The sequence below is a fragment of the Microbacterium sp. 1154 genome, assembly GCF_031455375.1.
In the GTDB taxonomy this organism is placed as follows: Bacteria; Actinomycetota; Actinomycetes; order Actinomycetales; family Microbacteriaceae; genus Microbacterium.
The window spans coordinates 1,041,350-1,059,145 of record NZ_JAVDSN010000001.1 but is presented as its reverse complement, the minus strand read 5'-3'; the positions used below and the strand labels follow the sequence as shown (position 1 = coordinate 1,059,145).

At 70.9% G+C, this 17,796-nt stretch carries 14 protein-coding genes; 9 read left to right on the top strand and 5 right to left on the bottom strand.

What is annotated here, in order from left to right; translation table 11 throughout:
- Positions 1–42: 42 nt before the first annotated feature.
- Together J2X55_RS04855 and J2X55_RS04850 are read right to left on the bottom strand one after the other, a co-directional pair.
- On the bottom strand, positions 43–1,965 hold the full coding sequence (locus J2X55_RS04855; RefSeq protein WP_309822142.1) for a M3 family metallopeptidase: 1,923 nt from the start codon (positions 1,963–1,965) through the stop codon (positions 43–45).
- 80 nt (positions 1,966–2,045) lie between these two features.
- Entirely contained in the window at positions 2,046–2,660 is a 615-nt protein-coding gene (locus J2X55_RS04850) for an NUDIX hydrolase family protein (RefSeq protein ID WP_056226157.1), read from the bottom strand.
- A gap of 97 nt (positions 2,661–2,757) precedes the next feature.
- Here J2X55_RS04850 and J2X55_RS04845 point away from each other — a divergent pair, with 97 nt between their 5' ends.
- The 5 genes from J2X55_RS04845 (at position 2,758) to J2X55_RS04825 (ending at position 11,599) form a co-directional block, all read left to right on the top strand.
- The gene (locus J2X55_RS04845; RefSeq protein ID WP_309822141.1) at positions 2,758–3,426 is read left to right on the top strand and encodes an alpha/beta fold hydrolase; all 669 of its coding nucleotides are present in this window, start codon (positions 2,758–2,760) and stop codon (positions 3,424–3,426) included.
- 200 nt (positions 3,427–3,626) lie between these two features.
- Entirely contained in the window at positions 3,627–5,222 is a 1,596-nt protein-coding gene (locus J2X55_RS04840) for an ATP-binding cassette domain-containing protein (protein WP_309822140.1), read from the top strand.
- A gap of 212 nt (positions 5,223–5,434) precedes the next feature.
- Positions 5,435–10,117 (top strand): ATP-dependent helicase, encoded by a 4,683-nt coding sequence (locus tag J2X55_RS04835; protein WP_309822139.1) that lies wholly within the window; start codon positions 5,435–5,437, stop codon positions 10,115–10,117.
- Positions 10,110–10,886 (top strand): DNA-formamidopyrimidine glycosylase family protein, encoded by a 777-nt coding sequence (locus tag J2X55_RS04830; RefSeq protein WP_115915950.1) that lies wholly within the window; start codon positions 10,110–10,112, stop codon positions 10,884–10,886. The genes J2X55_RS04835 and J2X55_RS04830 overlap by 8 nt, the downstream gene beginning before the upstream one ends.
- Before the next feature lie 305 nt (positions 10,887–11,191).
- On the top strand, positions 11,192–11,599 hold the full coding sequence (locus J2X55_RS04825) for a transferase (RefSeq protein WP_056226142.1): 408 nt from the start codon (positions 11,192–11,194) through the stop codon (positions 11,597–11,599).
- An 84-nt stretch (positions 11,600–11,683) separates the two neighbouring features.
- On the opposite strand, the gene J2X55_RS04820 is transcribed toward J2X55_RS04825, so the two are convergent.
- Positions 11,684–12,073, bottom strand: a complete 390-nt coding sequence (locus J2X55_RS04820) for a DUF1304 domain-containing protein (protein ID WP_115915951.1) — start codon at positions 12,071–12,073, stop codon at positions 11,684–11,686.
- Positions 12,074–12,108: 35 nt separating this feature from the next.
- On the opposite strand from J2X55_RS04820, the gene J2X55_RS04815 reads away from it, so the two are divergent.
- The 4 genes from J2X55_RS04815 to J2X55_RS04800 all read left to right on the top strand — a co-directional run bounded on the left by J2X55_RS04815 (position 12,109) and on the right by J2X55_RS04800 (position 15,672).
- Positions 12,109–12,837 (top strand): LysR substrate-binding domain-containing protein, encoded by a 729-nt coding sequence (locus tag J2X55_RS04815; RefSeq protein ID WP_309822138.1) that lies wholly within the window; start codon positions 12,109–12,111, stop codon positions 12,835–12,837.
- A 77-nt stretch (positions 12,838–12,914) separates the two neighbouring features.
- Entirely contained in the window at positions 12,915–13,643 is a 729-nt protein-coding gene (locus J2X55_RS04810) for a glutamine amidotransferase-related protein (RefSeq protein WP_309822137.1), read from the top strand.
- A 96-nt stretch (positions 13,644–13,739) separates the two neighbouring features.
- A complete protein-coding gene (locus J2X55_RS04805) occupies positions 13,740–14,555 on the top strand; it encodes a tryptophan-rich sensory protein (protein ID WP_309822135.1) in 816 nt (271 codons plus the stop codon).
- 70 nt (positions 14,556–14,625) lie between these two features.
- A complete protein-coding gene (locus J2X55_RS04800; RefSeq protein WP_309822134.1) occupies positions 14,626–15,672 on the top strand; it encodes a sodium:calcium antiporter in 1,047 nt (348 codons plus the stop codon).
- Between the two features lie 12 nt (positions 15,673–15,684).
- On the opposite strand, the gene J2X55_RS04795 is transcribed toward J2X55_RS04800, so the two are convergent.
- Together J2X55_RS04795 and treZ are read right to left on the bottom strand one after the other, a co-directional pair.
- The gene (locus J2X55_RS04795; protein ID WP_309822133.1) at positions 15,685–15,870 is read right to left on the bottom strand and encodes a hypothetical protein; all 186 of its coding nucleotides are present in this window, start codon (positions 15,868–15,870) and stop codon (positions 15,685–15,687) included.
- Positions 15,871–15,983: 113 nt separating this feature from the next.
- The gene (treZ, locus tag J2X55_RS04790; protein WP_309822129.1) at positions 15,984–17,735 is read right to left on the bottom strand and encodes a malto-oligosyltrehalose trehalohydrolase; all 1,752 of its coding nucleotides are present in this window, start codon (positions 17,733–17,735) and stop codon (positions 15,984–15,986) included.
- Positions 17,736–17,796 lie beyond the last annotated feature (61 nt).

Genomic DNA, 17,796 nt, shown 5'->3' with positions numbered 1-17,796 from the left:
GCCGCGGCATCCGGATCGGGATGCCGCGGCCCTCTGTCGTCGTCAGGCTCCGGCGAGCCAGTCGCGGTAGGCGTCGAAGGTCGACTCGCGGCCGAGGAAGGCCTTCACGAGGTCGCGCGCGTCGCGCGACCCGCCGGGCTCGAGAATCTCGCGCCGGTATCGGGTGGCCGTCTCGACGTCGAACAGGTCGTCGCCGAACGCGGAGAGCAGGTCGCGGGCGATCACGAGGCTCCACTGATAGGTGTAATAGCACGCGCCGTATCCGGTGAGATGGCCGAAACCGGCGTACGAGTGCGCTCCATCGAGCGGGGCGATCGGACTGGCGGCGCGGTAGTACCCGTCGACGGCCGTGGTGAGGTCGTCCGGCCGGTCCACGTGCAGCCGGTAGGAGGTCGTCGCGTGGCCGAGCTGTCGGGTGACTTCGAGGCCCCGGCCGAAGGCGTCGGCGGTGCGCATCCGGTCGACGAGGTCGGCGGGGATCGGCTCACCGGCATCGTTCACCGCGAAGGAGGCGAGGGCCTCGGCATCCCACGCCCACTCCTCGAGCAGCTGACTCGGGGCCTCGACGAAGTCCCACTCGGTCGCAACACCCGTCCACCGCGCCCGGCTCTGATGACCGCCGAGGATGTCGTGTACGAGGTGACCGAACTCGTGGAAGAACGTGACGACCTCGTCGTGCTCGAGGAGTCCTCGCGAGAAGTTGCAGAGCAGCACCGATTCGGGCAGGGACCGGCTGGCGATGCCCGGGGCCAGCCCGAAGCACGCAGCGTGGTTGTACTTGCCGTCGCGCGGGTGCAGGTCGAGGTGGATGCGACCGAGCCGTTCCTCGCCGCGGACCACGTCGTAAGTGCGGACGTCGTCGTGCCACGACGGGGCGTCGACCGGGACGTACTGCACGTCGAGCAGGCGTCCCGTGGTGTTCAGCACGCCCTCGAGCACGCGATCGAAGCGGAAGTACGACCGGACGAGCTGCGCGTCGACGTCGTACTCCTCGCGCTTGAGCGCCCCGAGGATGTACCAGAAGTCGGCGGTCGTGACCACGTCGGCCTCGGGGGCGTCGCGGCGCAACCGCTCGAGCACGCGCTCGTACTCGTCGGCCGCCGCTGGAGCGACCGCTTCGGCCACGCGCTCGAGGAACGCGCGCACGGCCGTGCTCGAGCCGATCATGCGGGTCTCGGTCTCGTAATCGGCCCAGTCGCCGTAGCCCAGGAGCTGCGCCCGCTCCGCGCGCACCGCGAGCAGTTCGGCGAGAACGGGCTCGTTCACCGGCCACGCGAGGTCGTTGTACGCCCCCATGAGCTCGTGTCGAACGGAGCGGTCCCGCGCATATTCCCGGACTGGCATGAGGTCGGTGTACTCGGTCGTCAGGGTGACCATCCCCTCGGCGTCGGAGGGGTGCTCGGCGAGGAAATCCGCGGGCAGGCCTTCGAGCGAGGCCGCGGGAACCCGAACCTCGCGCCGCCCCTCGCGGATGTTCCGCGAGAAGGTCAGCGAGAGCTCCGTGTCACGGTCGGTGAGTTCGCGCACGCGCTCGCGCTCGGCATCCGCGAGGTCCACGCCGCCGCGTCGGAAGTCGCGACGCACCTGCTCCAAGAAGCGCCGCTCGTCGGAGGAGAGCCCGGACGGGTCGGCGTCCGCGAAGACCCGCCAGAGCCCGCGATCGAGAAGGCGTCGCGACTGCACCGCATCGACGGCCTGCGCCTGCTTCTCTGCCGCATCGCGCACCTCGGCATCGGGGTGCGATTCGCTGACGAGGTGCGACGGCGCCGCGGCCTCGGCGAGAGCGATGTCGGCCTCGTTCCACAGGGCGAGGCGCTCCTGCAGCGACAGGCCGGGCTCGTCGACGAGACGTGCGTCGATCGCCGCCACGCGCTGCAGGCGTTCGGCAGGACGATCGGCCGCGAAGCTCTTCCATCCGTCGAGATCGTGCGGGAGGGACAGGGGTTCCAGGGGAGGATGCGCCATTCCTCGACCCTAGACAGGGCCACCGACACCGGCAACGGCGCCGGGGATGAATCCGCTGTCGACCCGGGTGGGAGGGCACGTCAGCGCAGGGCACCCACCGAGGCCAGCGCCTGGCGGATGAGGGTGCCGCGGCCGCCCTCCATCTCGTCGGAGAGGGCATCGGATGCCGCCTCCTCCGGCGACAGCCAGGTGACCTCGAGCGCGTCCTGGCGTGGCTCGCAGGTGCCGGTCACCGGGACCACGAAGGCGAGCGCGACGGCGTGCTGACGGTCGTCATGGAAGGCGCTGACGCCGGGGAGCGGGAAGTACTCGGCCACCGTGAACGGGGTGGGCGAGGGCGGCAGCAGCGGGAAGGCCATGGGGCCGAGGTCGTTCTCGAGGTGACGGAACAGCGCGTCGCGCACGGTCTCGCCGTAGCGGACGCGACCCGAGACGAGCGTGCGGGTCATCTCGCCGAGGGGCGTCGCCCGCAGCAGGATGCCGACCTGGGTCACCGCCCCCATTCCGTCGGTGCGGACGGGCAGAGCCTCGACGTAGAGCATCGGCAGACGGCGCCGCGCCTCGGCGAGCTCGACCTCGCTCAGCCACCCCGGGTTGGGGTTCGGGCCTCCCTGCGCTCCTGAGAAGGACGCCGAGAGCGGCTCGCGCTCGTCGCCGTTGTCGCCGGGTTCGGGATCGGGAGTGCGCACGGGCATGCTCCCTGTATATCAACCGCCCGCCCCGGATGCCGCGTGTCCCGCGCGCCGACATCGTTCCGGCCGCGATGTCGGAGGCCTTTGCCACAATGGCGGCATGAGTGATCAGCCGTCCCTCGACCCGTCCATCGTGCGGTGGTCCGCGCCGCCCGCCGAGCGCGCGGGGCGGCCTGTCCTGGTGTTGCTGCACGGGTACGGGGCCGACGAGCACGACCTGTTCGGCCTGGTGCCGTACCTGCCAGACGCCTTCGTCGTCGCGAGTGTGCGCGCCCCGCTCGCGCCACCGTGGCCCACCCCGGGCGCCTCGTGGTACCCGATCGAGGGTCTCGACGGGCGCGATCCAGCGGCCGTCACGCTCGCCGCGCGGGCGGTTCTCGACTGGGTGCAGGATGCCGTCGGATCGGCGCCCGTGGGCTTGCTCGGCTTCTCTCAGGGCGGCGCTGTCGCCCTGCAGGCCCTGCGCGTCGACCCCGACGCGGTGTCGTTCGCCGTCGTCCTCGCCGGCTACGCGGCGGGTGGCGAGCTGCCGGGTGACGCCGTCCTCGCCCAGCGCCGGCCACCGGTGTTCTGGGGCCGTGGCGCAGCCGACGACGTCATCCCCGCACCGTTGATCGATCTCACGTCGCAATGGCTGCCGGGCCACAGCGAATTGAGCGGACGCGTGTATCCCGGGCTGACACACTCCATCTCGCAGGACGAGCTCGACGACGTTCGGGCGTTCCTCGACGCGCGTCTGGCCGACCGCGCCGGTGCCTCCGTCACCTGAACCGGGGTACCGCCAAACACGCTCGTCGGCTATCGTGGTCATCCCCCGCCCCCGAGAACGAGGTCTCCTCCGGTGAAGAACGTCGACGCTTCCGCGCTTCTGTCCGCGCGCTGACCCGTCGACCCGCCGTTTCCTCGGCCGCCCTCCGCTGACGCGGACGGGTCCGGTGTCCGCGCATCCCGCGTCATCGGAGTCTTCTCGTGTCATCCCTTCGTTCCTCCCTCCTGTTCGACCGTGTCCGCCTGGTCTGGCCCGACGGCAGCGTCGCGCTCGACGACGTGTCGGGCGCGATCGGTGCCGGCCGCACGGGCCTCGTCGGCCGCAACGGCGCCGGCAAGTCGACGTTGTTGCGCGTCGCCGCCGGGCTGATCGCTCCCACGTCCGGGCAGGTGTCGACCTCCGGCCCGGTCGCGATGCTGCCGCAACGCCTCGCCGTCGATCCCGCCCGTTCCGTCGCCTCCCTCCTCGGCGTGGAGGAGACCCGTCGTGCGCTGCGCGCCATCGAGGCCGGCGACGTCGATCCCCGACACTTCGACGCCGTCGGCGACGACTGGGACGTCGAGGCGAGAGCGGAGGCGCTGCTCGCCGACGCCGGCCTTCCGGCGGAAGCGCTCGATCGGACGATCGGGCAGTTGTCGGGCGGCGAGGCCGTGCTCGTCGCGCTCCTCGGCCTGCGTTCCTCCCGCGCGGCCGTGACTCTGCTCGACGAACCCACGAACGACCTCGACCGCGACGCCCGGGCGCGCGTCGGCGAGCTCGTGCGGACCTGGCCGGGCGCGCTCGTCGTCGTCAGTCACGACGTCGGCCTTCTCGAGCTGATGGATGCCACCGCCGAGCTGTACGCGCACTCCCTGAGCGTCGTCGGCGGGCCGTACAGCGCGTGGCGCGCGCAGCGAGACGCGGAGCAGGAGGCCGCCCTGCGCGCCGAGCGCGATGCCGCCCAGGCGTTCCGCCGCGAACGGCGGGAACGCATCGAGGCGCAGGACAAGCTCGCCACGCGCACGCGCGTCGCGCACAAGGCCGAGGTCGAGAAGCGCGTTCCCAAGATGTTCGCGGGGATGCGCGCGAACGCCGCGCAGGTCAGCGCGGGGCGTCTGCGCACGCAGATGCAGGGGAAGGAAGCGTCGGCGCGCTCCGCGCTCACGGAGGCGTCCGCCCGTGTGCGCGACGACGACGTCGTGCGCGTCGACCTGCCCGATCCCGGCAACGCCGCCGCGCGTCGTGTCCTCGCGCTGGGGGACGCCGAGCGCGAGTGGATCGTCACGGGACGCGAGCGTGTCGCCCTCGTCGGTCCGAACGGCGCCGGCAAGACCACACTGCTCGAGCGTCTTGTCCGCGGCGCCGATGACGCGGCATCCCTCCCTTGCCGCACGTACGTCGACCGGGTCGGCTACCTCCCCCAGCGCCTCGACGGCCTGGACGACGACGCATCCGCGCTCGAGAACGTGCGGGCGACGTCACCCGCCGTGCCTCCCGGCGAGGTGCGTGACCGCCTGGCCCGCTTCCTCCTGCGGGGAGACACGGTGACGCGGGCCGTGTCGTCGTTGTCGGGCGGCGAGCGGTTCCGCGTGGCGCTCGCACGACTTCTGCTGGCCGACCCGCCTCCTCAGCTGCTCGTGCTCGACGAACCGACGAACAACCTCGACCTCGACACCGTCGACGCGGTGGTCACCGCGGTCCGCGCCTACCGGGGCGCCGTGGTGGTGGTCAGTCACGACGACGCGTTCCTGTCGCGACTCGATCTCGACCTCCGGCTCGAGCTACGCGAGGGACGGCTGCGGGAGCTCCCCGCGTGAGGAGGCGGGTCTGTCAGCAGTCGGACCCGCCACCCGAGTCCCCCGACGAATTCCCCGACGAGTCTCCGCACGCCGCGCGCACGGCCGCGGCGACGGCCGCCGCGCCTCGCGCTCGAGAGGAAGCACCCATACGGCCAGCGTAAACACGACGTTCCGCGGCCAGCGAACGTCAACCCCGGCCCGATGTCGGAGGTCCACGAGAAGATGTCGGCATGGCCGACGTGTTGGAGAGATTCGGTCCTGCCACGCAGGATTGGTTCCGTGGCGCCTTCTCGGCGCCGACCAACGCGCAGAAGGGCGCGTGGGAGTCCGTGTCGTCGGGGCGCAACGCCCTCGTCGTCGCGCCCACCGGTTCGGGCAAAACCCTGTCGGCGTTCCTCTTCGCGATCGACCGCGTGTTCCGCGAGAAGGGGCCCGAGATCCCCGATGCCGCTCCCCCACCGCGCGGCAGGCGTTCGGCGCCGAAGGCTCCCAAGGCGATCCCCACCGACACTCGCATCCTGTACATCTCCCCGTTGAAGGCTCTCGGCGTCGACGTCGAGCGCAACCTCCGTTCACCGCTCGTGGGTATCGGCCAGTCCGCCCGCCGTCTCGGTCTCGAGGTTCCTTCGGTGACCGTGGGAGTGCGCTCGGGCGACACGAGCTCGAGCGATCGTCGCAAGCTCGTGACGGCCCCGCCCGACATCCTCATCACGACGCCCGAGTCCCTGTACCTCATGCTCACGAGCCAGGCGGCCGAGACCCTGCGCGGCGTGCACACCGTCATCATCGACGAGGTGCACGCGGTCGCGGCGACCAAGCGCGGTGCGCACCTGGCCGTGAGTCTCGAACGTCTCGACGCCCTGCTCGACAAGCCCGCTCAGCGCATCGGGCTGTCGGCGACGGTCCGGCCCATCGACGAGGTGGCCCGGTTCCTCGGCGGAGCACAGCCGGTCGACATCGTGGCGCCCAAGGCCACGAAGGCCTTCGACCTCTCGGTCGTCGTCCCGGTCGACGACATGCTCAATCCGCCCCCTCCTCCGGGGTCTCCCGCCCCCGACGAAGCGGGCGACGGCGAGTGGTTCTCCGATCGACCCGAGAGCACCGAGGTGTCGGGCTCGGTGTGGCCGCACGTCGAAGAAGCGATCGTCGACCGCATCCTCGAGCGACGTTCGACCATCGTGTTCGCCAACTCGCGCCGCCTGGCCGAGCGCCTCACCGGCCGGTTGAACGAGATCTACGCCGAGCGGCAGGGCATCGACGTCCCCGACCCGACCGTGCCCGCCGCGCAGATGGCACAAGCGGGGTCTTCGGCGGGCGTCGCCGCGATCCTCGCCAAAGCCCACCACGGCTCCGTATCCAAAGAACAACGTGCTCAGGTCGAGGACGAGCTCAAGTCCGGCACCCTCCGCTGCGTCGTCGCCACGAGCAGCCTCGAGCTCGGTATCGACATGGGGTCCGTCGACCTCGTCATCCAGGTGGAATCGCCGCCCAGCGCGGCATCCGGTCTGCAGCGCGTCGGCCGTGCCGGCCACCAGGTCGGCGAGGTCAGCCGTGCCGCCCTCTTCCCCAAGCACCGCAGCGATGTGCTGCACACGGCCGTCGTCACCGAGCGCATGTTGGCGGGGCGTATCGAGGCGATCTCGGTTCCGCAGAATCCCCTCGACATCCTGGCTCAGCAGACGGTGGCCGCCGCGGCCCTGGGCTCCATCGACGTCGAGGAGTGGTTCGAGACGGTCAAACGCAGCGCGCCGTTCCGCTCCCTCCCCCGCTCCGCCTTCGAGGCGACCCTCGACCTGCTGGCGGGGCGCTACCCCTCCGACGAGTTCGCCGAGCTGCGCCCGCGCCTCGTGTGGGACCGCGACGCCGGCACCCTCACCGGGCGCCCGGGCGCGCAGCGCGTGGCCGTGACGAGCGGTGGAACCATTCCCGACCGCGGTCTGTTCGGTGTCTTCATCGCGGGAGAATCGCAGAACGCCCGCGTCGGTGAACTCGACGAAGAGATGGTCTACGAGTCCCGCGTCAACGACGTCTTCACGCTCGGCACCACCAGCTGGCGCATCGTCGAGATCACCCACGACCGCGTGAACGTTCTGCCCGCCTTCGGACAGCCCGGCAAGCTCCCGTTCTGGCACGGCGACGGCATCGGACGCCCCGCCGAGCTGGGCGAGGCCCTCGGCAAATTCTCCCGCGACATCGCCGCCGCCGACCGCGGCAAGGCCGAGGAGCGCCTGCGCGAATCGGGCCTCGACGACAACGCGATCACCAACCTCCTCGCCTATCTCGCCGAGCAGCGCGAGGCGACGGGGAGCCTTCCCACCGACCGCACGCTCACCGTCGAGCGCAGTCGCGACGAGGTCGGCGACTGGCGCATCATCCTGCACTCCCCGTACGGCATGCAGGTGCACTCCCCGTGGGCGCTCGCGGTCAATGCACGCATCCGCGAACGCCTCGGGGTCGAGGGCGCCGCGGTCGCGAGCGACGACGGGATCATCGCCCGGGTCCCGGATGCCGCGGCGGAGCCGCCCGGAGCGGAACTCTTCGTGTTCGAACCCGAGGAGCTCGAGCAGATCGTCACCGACGAGGTCGGCGGGTCCTCGCTATTCGCCTCGCGCTTCCGCGAGTGCGCCGCCCGAGCCTTGCTCCTGCCCCGGCTCAACCCGAATCGGCGTTCCCCGCTTTGGCAGCAGCGACAGCGCTCGGCGCAGTTGCTCGAGGTCGCGAAGCGGCACCCGGCGTTCCCGATCATCCTCGAGACGCTCCGCGAGGTCCTCCAGGATGTCTACGACCTCCCCGCTCTCCTGCGCCTCACGCGGCAGATCGGTGAGCGCAAGATCCGCCTCGTCGAGATCACGACGTCGCAGCCCTCCCCGTACGCGCGGGATCTGCTCTTCGGCTACGTGGGCGCCTTCATGTACGAGGGCGATTCCCCTCTCGCCGAGCGACGGGCGGCGGCGCTGTCGGTCGACCCGGCGCTGCTGAGCGAGCTGCTCGGCAAGGTCGAGATGCGCGAGCTGCTCGATCCCGACGTCATCGCGCAGTTCGAACGCGAGGCTCAACGCCTCGATCCCGATCGCCGGGCCCGCGGCGTCGAAGGCGTGGCCGACCTGCTGCGTATCCTCGGGCCCCTCGATGCGGCCGAGGTGGCGGCGAGACTCGACACCGAGGGCGATGCCCTGGTCGAGGCGGAGCGGCATCTCGCGACCCTCGTCGACGACCGCCGAGCCATCCGCGTGACGATCGCGGGTATCTCGCGGACAGCCGGGATCGAAGACGCCGGCCGCCTCCGCGATGCCCTGGGTGCGGCTCTCCCCGTCGGCATCCCCAACGCGTTCCTCGAGCCCTTCCCCGATCCTCTGGGCGATCTCGTCGCGCGCTTCGCCCGCACGCACGCGCCGTTCACGACCGACGCCGTGGCCGAACGCCTGGGCGTCGGAGTCGCGGTCGCGCGCCTCACGCTGCAGCGCCTCGAGTCTCAGGGGCGCCTGACGAGCGGGTTCTTCCTCCCCGAGGCCTCCGGCGGCAGCCGCGGCGACGAGACCGAGTGGTGCGACGTCGAAGTGCTGCGACGTCTGCGCATGCGTTCACTGGCGGCCATCCGCGGCAGTGTCGAGCCGGTTCCTCCGGCCGCGTACGCGCGGTTCCTCCCCGTGTGGCAGCACCTGGGTCGGCCTCTCGAGGGCATCGACGGCGTGCTCGCCGTGATCGAGCAACTCGCGGGCGTTCCCATCCCGGCGAGCGCGTGGGAGTCGCTGATCCTGCCTTCGCGCGTGTCGGACTACTCCCCCGCCTTGCTGGACGAGCTGACCGCCACGGGAGAGGTGGTCTGGTCGGGCCACGGCACCCTGCCCGGTCGCGACGGGTGGATCGCCCTGCACCCGGCCGAGGCGGCGCCGTTCACCCTGCAAGACCCCGAGGACGCCGACGATCCCGCGCCCGACTCGCTTGAGGCTCGCATCTTGACCGCCCTCGAGGGCGGGGGAGCCTACTTCGCCGGCCAGTTGCGACAGCTCGCCGGCGCCGAGAACGAGCAGTCCGTCAACGACGCACTCTGGGCGCTCACGTGGGCGGGGCGGGTCACGAACGACACGTTCGCCCCGGTCCGCACGCTGCTGAGCGGGGGCGGACAATCGCACCGCGTCGCCCGTCGCGCCCCTCGAGCGCGGATGTACCGCGGCGCGACGATGCCGCGCGCCACGTCGGCACCGCGACCACCGTCCCTGGGCGGTCGATGGTCGCTCCTTCCCGAGCGTGAAGACGATCCCGCCGCCCGGGCGACGGCGACCGCGAGCCTGCTGCTCGATCGGTACGGGGTGGTCACGCGCGGCGCCGTGCAGTCCGAGGGCGTGCCCGGCGGCTTCGCTCAGGTGTATCGCATCCTCGCGGGCTTCGAAGAGGCCGGACACTGCCGACGCGGTTACGTGATCGAGAAGCTCGGCGCCGCGCAGTTCGCCGCCTCGGCCACGGTCGACCGGCTGCGCGAGTTCGCCGCGGTCGCCGACCCGCCGCCCTTGCGCACCATGACGCTCGCCGCCACCGACCCCGCCAACCCCTACGGCGCGGCGCTCGGCTGGCCCGCCATCGAGGGGGTCACGCACCGGCCGGGCCGCAAGGCCGGCGGTCTCGTCGTGCTCGTCGACGGTGAGCTCACGCTGTACCTCGAACGCGGCGGTCGCAGCGCGCTCGCCTTCACGAACGACGAAGCGGTGTTGCAGGCGGCGGCCCGGCACCTCGCTGAGACCGCGAAGAAGAGGCGACTCGAGACACTCACCGTCGAACAGGTGAACGGGGAGTTCGTGTACGGCACCGCGGTGGGCCGGGCTCTCCGCGAGGGCGGTTTCGTCGAATCGCCCAAGGGCCTGACACTGCGCAAGCTCACCGCCGGCGACACCCTGCGCGAGGCCGCTCGTGCCTGAAGGAGATACCGTCTACCGCGCCGCGGCGAAGCTGTCGGCAGCCCTCGCCGGCAAGGTCGTCACACGGTTCGACATCCGCGTGCCGGGAAGCGCCACAGCCGACCTGCGCGGCGAGACCGTGCACGAGGTGGCCGCCCGGGGCAAGCACCTCCTGCACCGCATCGGCGGCTACACCCTCCATTCGCATCTGAAGATGGAGGGCCGGTGGGACGTCTACCGCCCGGGCGAGCGCTGGCGTCGACAGGCCTTCAAGGCGCGGGCGATCGTCGGTGTCGCGGGTGCCGATGCCGTCGGATTCGACCTCGCGATGGTCGAAGTGCTGCGCACCAGCGACGAACACACCGTCATCGGACATCTCGGCCCCGACCTGCTCGCCGACGACTGGGATGAGGCCGAGGCCGTCCGCCGCGTCTCCGCCGACGAACGAGCGGCGCACGTCGCCCTGCTCGACCAGCGCAACGTCGCCGGCTTCGGCAACGTGTACGCGAACGAGCTGCTCTTCGTCCGCGGCATCGCGCCGACCACCCCCGCCACCGAGATCGATGCGCGGGCGACCATCGCCCTCGGCGAGCGCATGATCCGCGCCAACCTTCCGCGGCCCGAGCGCACCTTCACCGGCGACAACCGGCCCGGGCGGCGGTTCTGGGTGTACGGGCGCGAGGGAGCCCCGTGCCGTCGCTGCGGCACCCCCATCCGCGCGACCTCGCTCGGCGCCAACGCCACGAGCGAGCGCAACGTCTACTGGTGCCCCACCTGCCAGCCCGGCTGACCCCCACCACGGCACACCCGGCGCTACCGCGCGTCGCTCGCACCCATCTGACGCCCCGCGGCGCCGCACGAGACCCCCGCAGGAGCGACCCTTTCTTCGGCCCGTGTCAACCCGCCCGGCTCCTTTCTCCCAGCGTGCGAGAACAGGGGGACAACTCCACGCCGCACCCCGCGCGTCGCCCTTTCCTCGACATCGAGGAAACCGATCACGGTAACGGCGACGAAGAAGCATTCCAGGGAATGAACTCCATTCCCGACCCGTTGTGATACATGTCGGCTCAACCCGATGACCGACCGGAGGGGATCGTGGGAAAGAACTACATCGACATCGAAAACGACCACGGTGAGACGCTGCGATACCGCAAGCACGTCAACGGTCGCGGACTCGTCGCGCACGGCGCGAAGGTCCACCCGTCGGCGCTGGTCGAGAACGGCGCCTACGTCGAACCCGGCGTGCAGATCGCCGCGGGTGTTCGTGTCGGCCGCGGCGCCTGGATCGAGTCAGACGCGGTGATCGGACCGGAGGCTCACATCGAGCCGCACGCGCACATCTGCGCCGGAGCGGTCATCGGCGCCGGCGCCCACATCGGCGTCCGCACCCAGGTCGGCCACAACGCTCGCATCGCGGTGGGCTCCCTCATCGGCGACGACGAGATCATCAACGACGGCGAAGCCGTCGCGACGGACCGCCGGGGACTGCGACTGGCAGCCTGACGCAGCCGCGCCCGTCGCGGCATCCACGACCCGCACGCTTCTTCGGAGCGTGCGGGTTTTCGCGTCTCGGGGGACCGCTCGACCTCAGGCGAAGATCGCCAGAACCAGCCCGATCAGGGGCAGAGTCCCCTGGATGCTGGCGGGTCGCAGGTACTTCGCGCCCGACGTGACGAGCACGAGGGCGGCGGCGAGCATCGACCCGAGCGAGAAGATCAGCAGCGTGCGTCCGGCGACGTCGCCGATGCCGTTCACGACCCAGAAGACGACGCCGATGATCGCGCCGACGGCGAGGAACAGGTTGTAGAAGCCCTGGTTGTACGCCATCGGCCGCGTGGCATCCGCCGTCTGCTGGTCGGCGATGCCGAAGACTTTCCACGTCTTCGGCTGCGTCCACCGCACGCTCTCGAGCACGAAGATGTACACGTGGAGCAGGGCTGCGAGTCCCGCGAAGACGAGCGCAAGGATGCCGATCATGCCTTCTACGTTAGCCGCGCGGCTAGCCTGGAACCATGGCGAACGGCAGTGGGTCCCGCGGGCGCGGTGGCGCTCCTCGACGGGCGGGCGGTGCGAAGCCCTCCGCGTCGGGCCGTGCGCGCACGCCGAAGCCGAAGCCCCGGGCCGAGCGCCCCACCCCACCGCCGCGGGAGGCGCCGCGCGACTTCGTCCTCGGCGCCATCCCCGGAGCGACCCCCGGCAAATGGATCGGCCTGTGGCGCGAGCGCATGCCGCACGTGCATCTCGAACTTCGTGAGATCGCCGTCGCCACCCAGATCGAGGCGCTCGCCGGCGTCGACGCGGCCCTCGTCCGCCTGCCCGTCGAGGAGTCCGACGACATCCATGTGATCCCCCTCTACGAGGAAGAGCCCGTCGTGGTCATGTCGACCGACTCCGACCTGACCGCCGCCGACGAGCTCGAGCTCTCCGATCTGCGGGGCGAGGTGGTGATCGTCGCCGCCGACGACGTCCTGCACCTGTCGATACCGGATGCCGTCGCCCCGGCGTTCGCCGCCCCGGCCGACACCGCCGAGGCCATCGCGACGGTGGCCGCGGGGGTCGGTGTCGTGATCGTGCCGATGTCGCTCGCCCGGGCTCACCAGCGCCGCGACGTCGAGTACCGGGTTCTGCGGGACGGTCCACGCTCGACGGTCGCCCTCGCCTGGCTCCGCGACCGCACGACCCCCGACGTCGACGCCTTCGTGGGTGTCGTGCGCGGCCGTACCGTGCGGTCCTCGCGCTGACCGGGTACCCGCGCACCCACGTTTCCCTTCGTGTCACCCCCCGTCTGCGCGCAGGACCACGCGCGTAGAATTCCCTGATGACCGCTTCGTTGCTCTATGTCTGCGTCCGCCCGCAGCGTGAGGCGGCGGTGGCCGAGTGGGCCTCGTTCCGCGATGGCCTGGGCGTGCGAGACGACGACCTCGTCCATCACGATCTCGTGCGTGATCCTCTCCCCGCGGATCTCGACCAGTACGCCGCGGTGGTCGTCGGGGGCAGCCCGTTCAACGTCACCGATCCCCACAAGACCGCAGAGCAGCGACGCCTCGAGCGCGATCTGGAACGCGTGGCCGGCGCCGCCATCGAGGGCCGCACGAATGCGTTGTTCACGTGCTTCGGCATCGGCGTCGTCACACGCCTGCTCGGCGGGCACGTGAGCCTGCGGCACCCCGAGGGCACCGGACCCACCGACATCGTGCTCACCGAGGCGGGCCGTGACGACGAGCTGTTCGGCATCCTGGAACCGCGTTTCGAGGCGCTGACCGCGCACAAGGAGGGCACGGCGACCGTACCCCCGGGTGCGACGCTGCTCGCCGAGAACGACGCGTGTCCTGTGCAGGCCTACCGCGCCGGCTCGGGACTGTGGGCGACGCAGTTCCACCCCGAGCCCACCACCGATGCGTTCGTGGCGCGCATGGTCGTCTACCGCGATGCGGGGTATTTCGAGGCCGATGCCTTCGACGAGGTCTCGGCGCACGTGCGCACCGCCTCGGTCGAGCAGCCCACGCGGCTCCTCCGTTCGTTCGCCGCGCGCTCCGTCGCCGCCTGAGGTCGTCACCCCGACGAGTGCGTCGGGCATCGACCGTTCTCTGCGCGATGTCAAGCCCGATCCCCTCATTTACCTAGCTTTTCTAGTGTTCTCTGTATGAACACCGCAGCACAGCGGCGGGGCAGAGACCTCGCTCGTCAGATCGTCGTCCTCTCCGCCGTGACGTTCATGCTCATCGCGGCCGTGATCGGCGCCGGGGCCTTCGGCGCCTCCGCGGTGCAGGATCAGCAGGGCGGAGCCCTCAACACCGACGGCTCCTACCTCGCCCCCGCGGGTCCGGCCTTCTCGATCTGGTCGGTCATCTACCTCGGACTCATCGCCTACGCGATCTGGCAGGCCCTCCCCGGTCAACGCACGAACCCGCGTCAGCGCGCCCTCGGCTGGCTGATCGCCCTGACGATGACCCTGAACGGTCTCTGGCTCGTCGCAGCGCGTTTCGGCACGCTGTTCCTGACCGTCGTCGTGATCGTCCTCCTGCTCGCGGCGCTCGGCTGGACCTTCCGGATGGCCGTCGCGACCCGCGAGCCGCGCGGGGGCGGTGTCGACGCCGTCCTCATCGACGGCGTCACGGGGCTGCACCTCGGCTGGGTCACCCTCGCGACCGTCGCCAACACGGCCGCCTGGCTGACGACGATCGTGCCCGCGGAGTGGGAGAGAGCCGCGGATGCCATCGGCATCGTCGTCCTGATCGCGGTGGCCCTCATCGGGCTGGCGATCGCGTGGCGCAGCTCATGGCGCCTCGCCCCCGCGCTCGCCCTGGCCTGGGGTCTGAGCTGGCTCGCCATCGAGCGCTTCACCGGCGAGCCCCAGAGCGCACCGATCGGCGTGACCGCACTCATCGTCGCCGTGGTCGTCCTGCTGCCGCCGGCGATCGTTCGCGTGCTGCGCCTCATCCGCCCGAGCGTCGACTGAACGCCTAGACCCCCGGCATCCCTCCCGCAAGAGGGGCGGATGCCAGGGCCTCGGGGAGTTCAATCGTCGCGTGGACTCCCTCCCCTTCGCCCTGCTCGTCGTCATCTTCGTCGCGGCCGCGGCCGTGGTGTGGGTCGCCGGGATTCAGCTGTCCAAGGCGACCGACGTGCTCGATGCGCGGCTTCACCTGGGGAGCGCGCTGGGTGGTCTGATCGTTCTGGCCGTGGCGACGAATCTCCCCGAGATCGCGATCACCGTGTCGGCTGCGGTCTCGGGCAATCTCGAGGTGGCCGTCGGCAACATCCTCGGTGGGATCGCGCTGCAGACGGTGGTGCTGGTCATCCTCGACGCCTTCGGTAAGCGGGGGCGCGGGGTGAAGCCGCTCACCTACCGGGCGGCATCCCTCACCCTCGTTCTGGAGGGGGTGGTCGTGGTGGCGGTCCTCGCCGTCGTGATCGCCGGGAGCCAGTTACCGGACGGGCTGGAGGTGCTGCGGCTGACCCCCGACGTTGTGCTCATCGCGGCGCTGTGGGTCGTCGGGTTGCTCCTGGTGCAGCGCGCCGGGTCACATCTGCCCTGGCACGAGGACGGGCGGGCCCCCGATGCGAGTCCGAAGCCGTCGAAGGCCGACAGCGGCAACCGGATGAGCACGAAGAAGGCGACGATCGTCTTCTCGGTCTCGGCTCTGGCGACGCTTGTCGCCGGCGTCGTCCTCGAGCGCGCGGGAGACGCGGCATCGTCGCAGATCGGCCTGTCCGGGGTGCTGTTCGGCGCGACCGTCCTCGCTCTCGCGACATCGCTCCCCGAGATCTCGACGGGCCTGCAAGCGATCAGACAGGGCGACGACAACCTTGCGATCAGCGACATCTTCGGCGGCAACGCCTTCTTGCCCGTGCTGTTCCTGCTGGCGACCGTCATCTCGGGATCCGCGGTCCTCCCGCGCGCGAACGGTGCCGACATCTACCTCACGGCGCTGGCGGCCCTGCTGACCCTCGTGTACGTGGTGGGTCTGATCTTCCGCCCGCAGCGACGCATTCTCGGCATGGGCGTGGACTCGTTCGTCGTCCTCGTCCTCTACGCCCTGGGTATCGCGGGCCTGTTCGCCGTGTCCGGCTGACCCGGCGGCGGACTACGAGCGGCCGAGGTCGATCTGCCGTTGAATCTCCGCACGAGCGCGGCCGAGTTCGCTGTCGGGACGGTGGCGGGCAGTCCCCCACCCTGCGCGCGGGCGTCGGACCGCGGCGAGGACGATCGCGGCGGCGGCGATCACTACGAGACCGCTGGTGGACAGGGCAGCGACGAGTCCGGCATCCATGTTCCGCTCCTTCGTGAGGTGCACCCACGCTCCCACCCGCCGTGGGGGCCGTCAACCCCGCGAGAACGACGAACGGCCCCACCCCGTCTGCGGGTGGGGCCGTTCGAACAGCGTCAGAGAGCGGGGCCGACGATCGCGCTCGCACCCGCGGGCACCGTCACCTCGGAGCCGTCGAGCACGACACCCTCGGCCGTGGCGAGCAGGACGCGCGAGCCGGACACCACCGACGTCGAGGCCTCGGCATCCGCGAGGTTGACGATCACCACGAGGTCGCCGCGCCGGAGCTCGTAGACCCGGCCGCCCTGCGCTTCGCGCGCCTGCGCCGACAGTCCCTCACGAGAAGGGTCGGTCAACTCGGGACGCTCGCGCCGCAGCTTCGCGAGCTCGCGATACAGACCGAGCAGCTGGGCGTGGTCGCCCTCGCCCACCTCGTCCCAATCGAGCTTCGAGTTCTCGAAGGTCGCGGGGTCCTGCGGGTCGGGAACGGTGGACTCGTCCCAGCCCATCTTCTCGAACTCGGCGATGCGTCCCTCGGCGGTGGCCTTGCCGAGCTCGGGCTCGGGGTGCGACGTGAAGAACTGCCACGGGGTCGTGGCGCCCCACTCCTCACCCATGAACAGCATCGGCGTGCCGGGCGCGGTCAGGGTGAGGACGGCGGCGGCCGCCAGGCGGTCGTAGCCGAGCGTCTGCGACAGTCGGTCGCCGGCGGCACGGTTGCCGATCTGGTCGTGATCCTGCGCGAAGGTGACGAGGCGCCAGTTCGGCACGTCCTCGGGAATGGGGTTGCCGTGCTTCTCCTCGCGGAACGACGAGTACGTCCCATCGTGGAAAAACCCGCCCTCGCTGACCTTGCGGAACGCCTCGAGGTCGGCGAAGTCCTCGTAGTACCCGATCGTCTCGCCGGTGAGGGCGACGTGCGCCGTGTGGTGCCAGTCGTCCGACCACTGCGCGGTCAGGCCGTATCCGCCGGCCTCGCGCGGGAGGATCAGCTTCGGGTCGTTCATGTCGCTCTCGGCGATGGTCGTGAGCGGGATGCCGCGGTGCGCCGACAGCGCGTCCGTGCGCTCGGCGATCTCCTGCAGCACGTGCGGATCGCGGTGGTCGAGCAAGGCGTGGACCGCGTCGAGGCGCAGTCCGTCGACGTGGTAGTCGCTCATCCACATGAGCGCGTTCTCGACGATGTACGCGCGCACGGCGTCCTCATCGAGGTTGACCGAGTCGCCCCAGGTGTTGCGGCTGCCCTCGCGCAGGTACTCGCCGAACTCGGGCAGGTAGTTGCCCGAGGGTCCGAGGTGGTTGTAGACGACGTCCTGGATGACCGCGAGACCGGCCGCGTGGGCGGCGTCGACGAACCGCTGGTACGCCTCGGGTCCGCCGTAGGCCTCGTGCACGGTGTACCAGAGCACCCCGTCGTAGCCCCAGTTCCACGTGCCGTTGAAGCCGTTCACCGGCAGCAGCTCGACGTGCGTCACTCCCAGGTCGACGAGGTGGTCGAGGCGGCCGATCGCGGCATCCAGAGTTCCCTCGGGGGTGAAGGTGCCGAGGTGCAGCTCGTAGATCAGGCCGCCGGCGAGCTGCCGGCCCGTCCACGCGGTGTCGTTCCAGGCGTAGACCGAGGGGTCGAACCACGCCGACGCCTCGTGCACGCCACCCGGCTGGCGCCGCGAGCGCGGGTCGGGGCGCAGGTCGTCGCCGTCGCCGAGCACGAAGCCGTACCGCTCGCCGTCCGCGAGGTCGATCGGCGCCGTCCACCACCCGTCGGCGGCGCTCTCCATCTCGATGTCTTCGACGACCGTGTCGCCGCTGTCGTCCAGCCGGCGCACCCGCACCCGCGAGACTTTCGGCGCCCAAACCTCGATGCTCATGGGGGTTTTCCTTCCGCGTGAGGGGTCAAAAAGTGTCGCCCAACGCCGCGTGAGGCGACAA

Bases quoted from the DNA above. Each gene is read 5' to 3' on its own strand.
- J2X55_RS04855 (WP_309822142.1), bottom strand. From the start codon at position 1,965: ATGGCGCATCCTCCCCTGGAACCCCTGTCCCTCCCGCACGATCTCGAC.
- J2X55_RS04850 (WP_056226157.1), bottom strand. From the start codon at position 2,660: ATGCCCGTGCGCACTCCCGATCCCGAACCCGGCGACAACGGCGACGAG.
- J2X55_RS04845 (WP_309822141.1), top strand. From the start codon at position 2,758: ATGAGTGATCAGCCGTCCCTCGACCCGTCCATCGTGCGGTGGTCCGCG.
- J2X55_RS04835 (WP_309822139.1), top strand. From the start codon at position 5,435: ATGGCCGACGTGTTGGAGAGATTCGGTCCTGCCACGCAGGATTGGTTC.
- J2X55_RS04820 (WP_115915951.1), bottom strand. From the start codon at position 12,073: ATGATCGGCATCCTTGCGCTCGTCTTCGCGGGACTCGCAGCCCTGCTC.
- J2X55_RS04815 (WP_309822138.1), top strand. From the start codon at position 12,109: ATGGCGAACGGCAGTGGGTCCCGCGGGCGCGGTGGCGCTCCTCGACGG.
- J2X55_RS04810 (WP_309822137.1), top strand. From the start codon at position 12,915: ATGACCGCTTCGTTGCTCTATGTCTGCGTCCGCCCGCAGCGTGAGGCG.
- J2X55_RS04805 (WP_309822135.1), top strand. From the start codon at position 13,740: ATGAACACCGCAGCACAGCGGCGGGGCAGAGACCTCGCTCGTCAGATC.
- J2X55_RS04795 (WP_309822133.1), bottom strand. From the start codon at position 15,870: ATGGATGCCGGACTCGTCGCTGCCCTGTCCACCAGCGGTCTCGTAGTG.
- treZ (WP_309822129.1), bottom strand. From the start codon at position 17,735: ATGAGCATCGAGGTTTGGGCGCCGAAAGTCTCGCGGGTGCGGGTGCGC.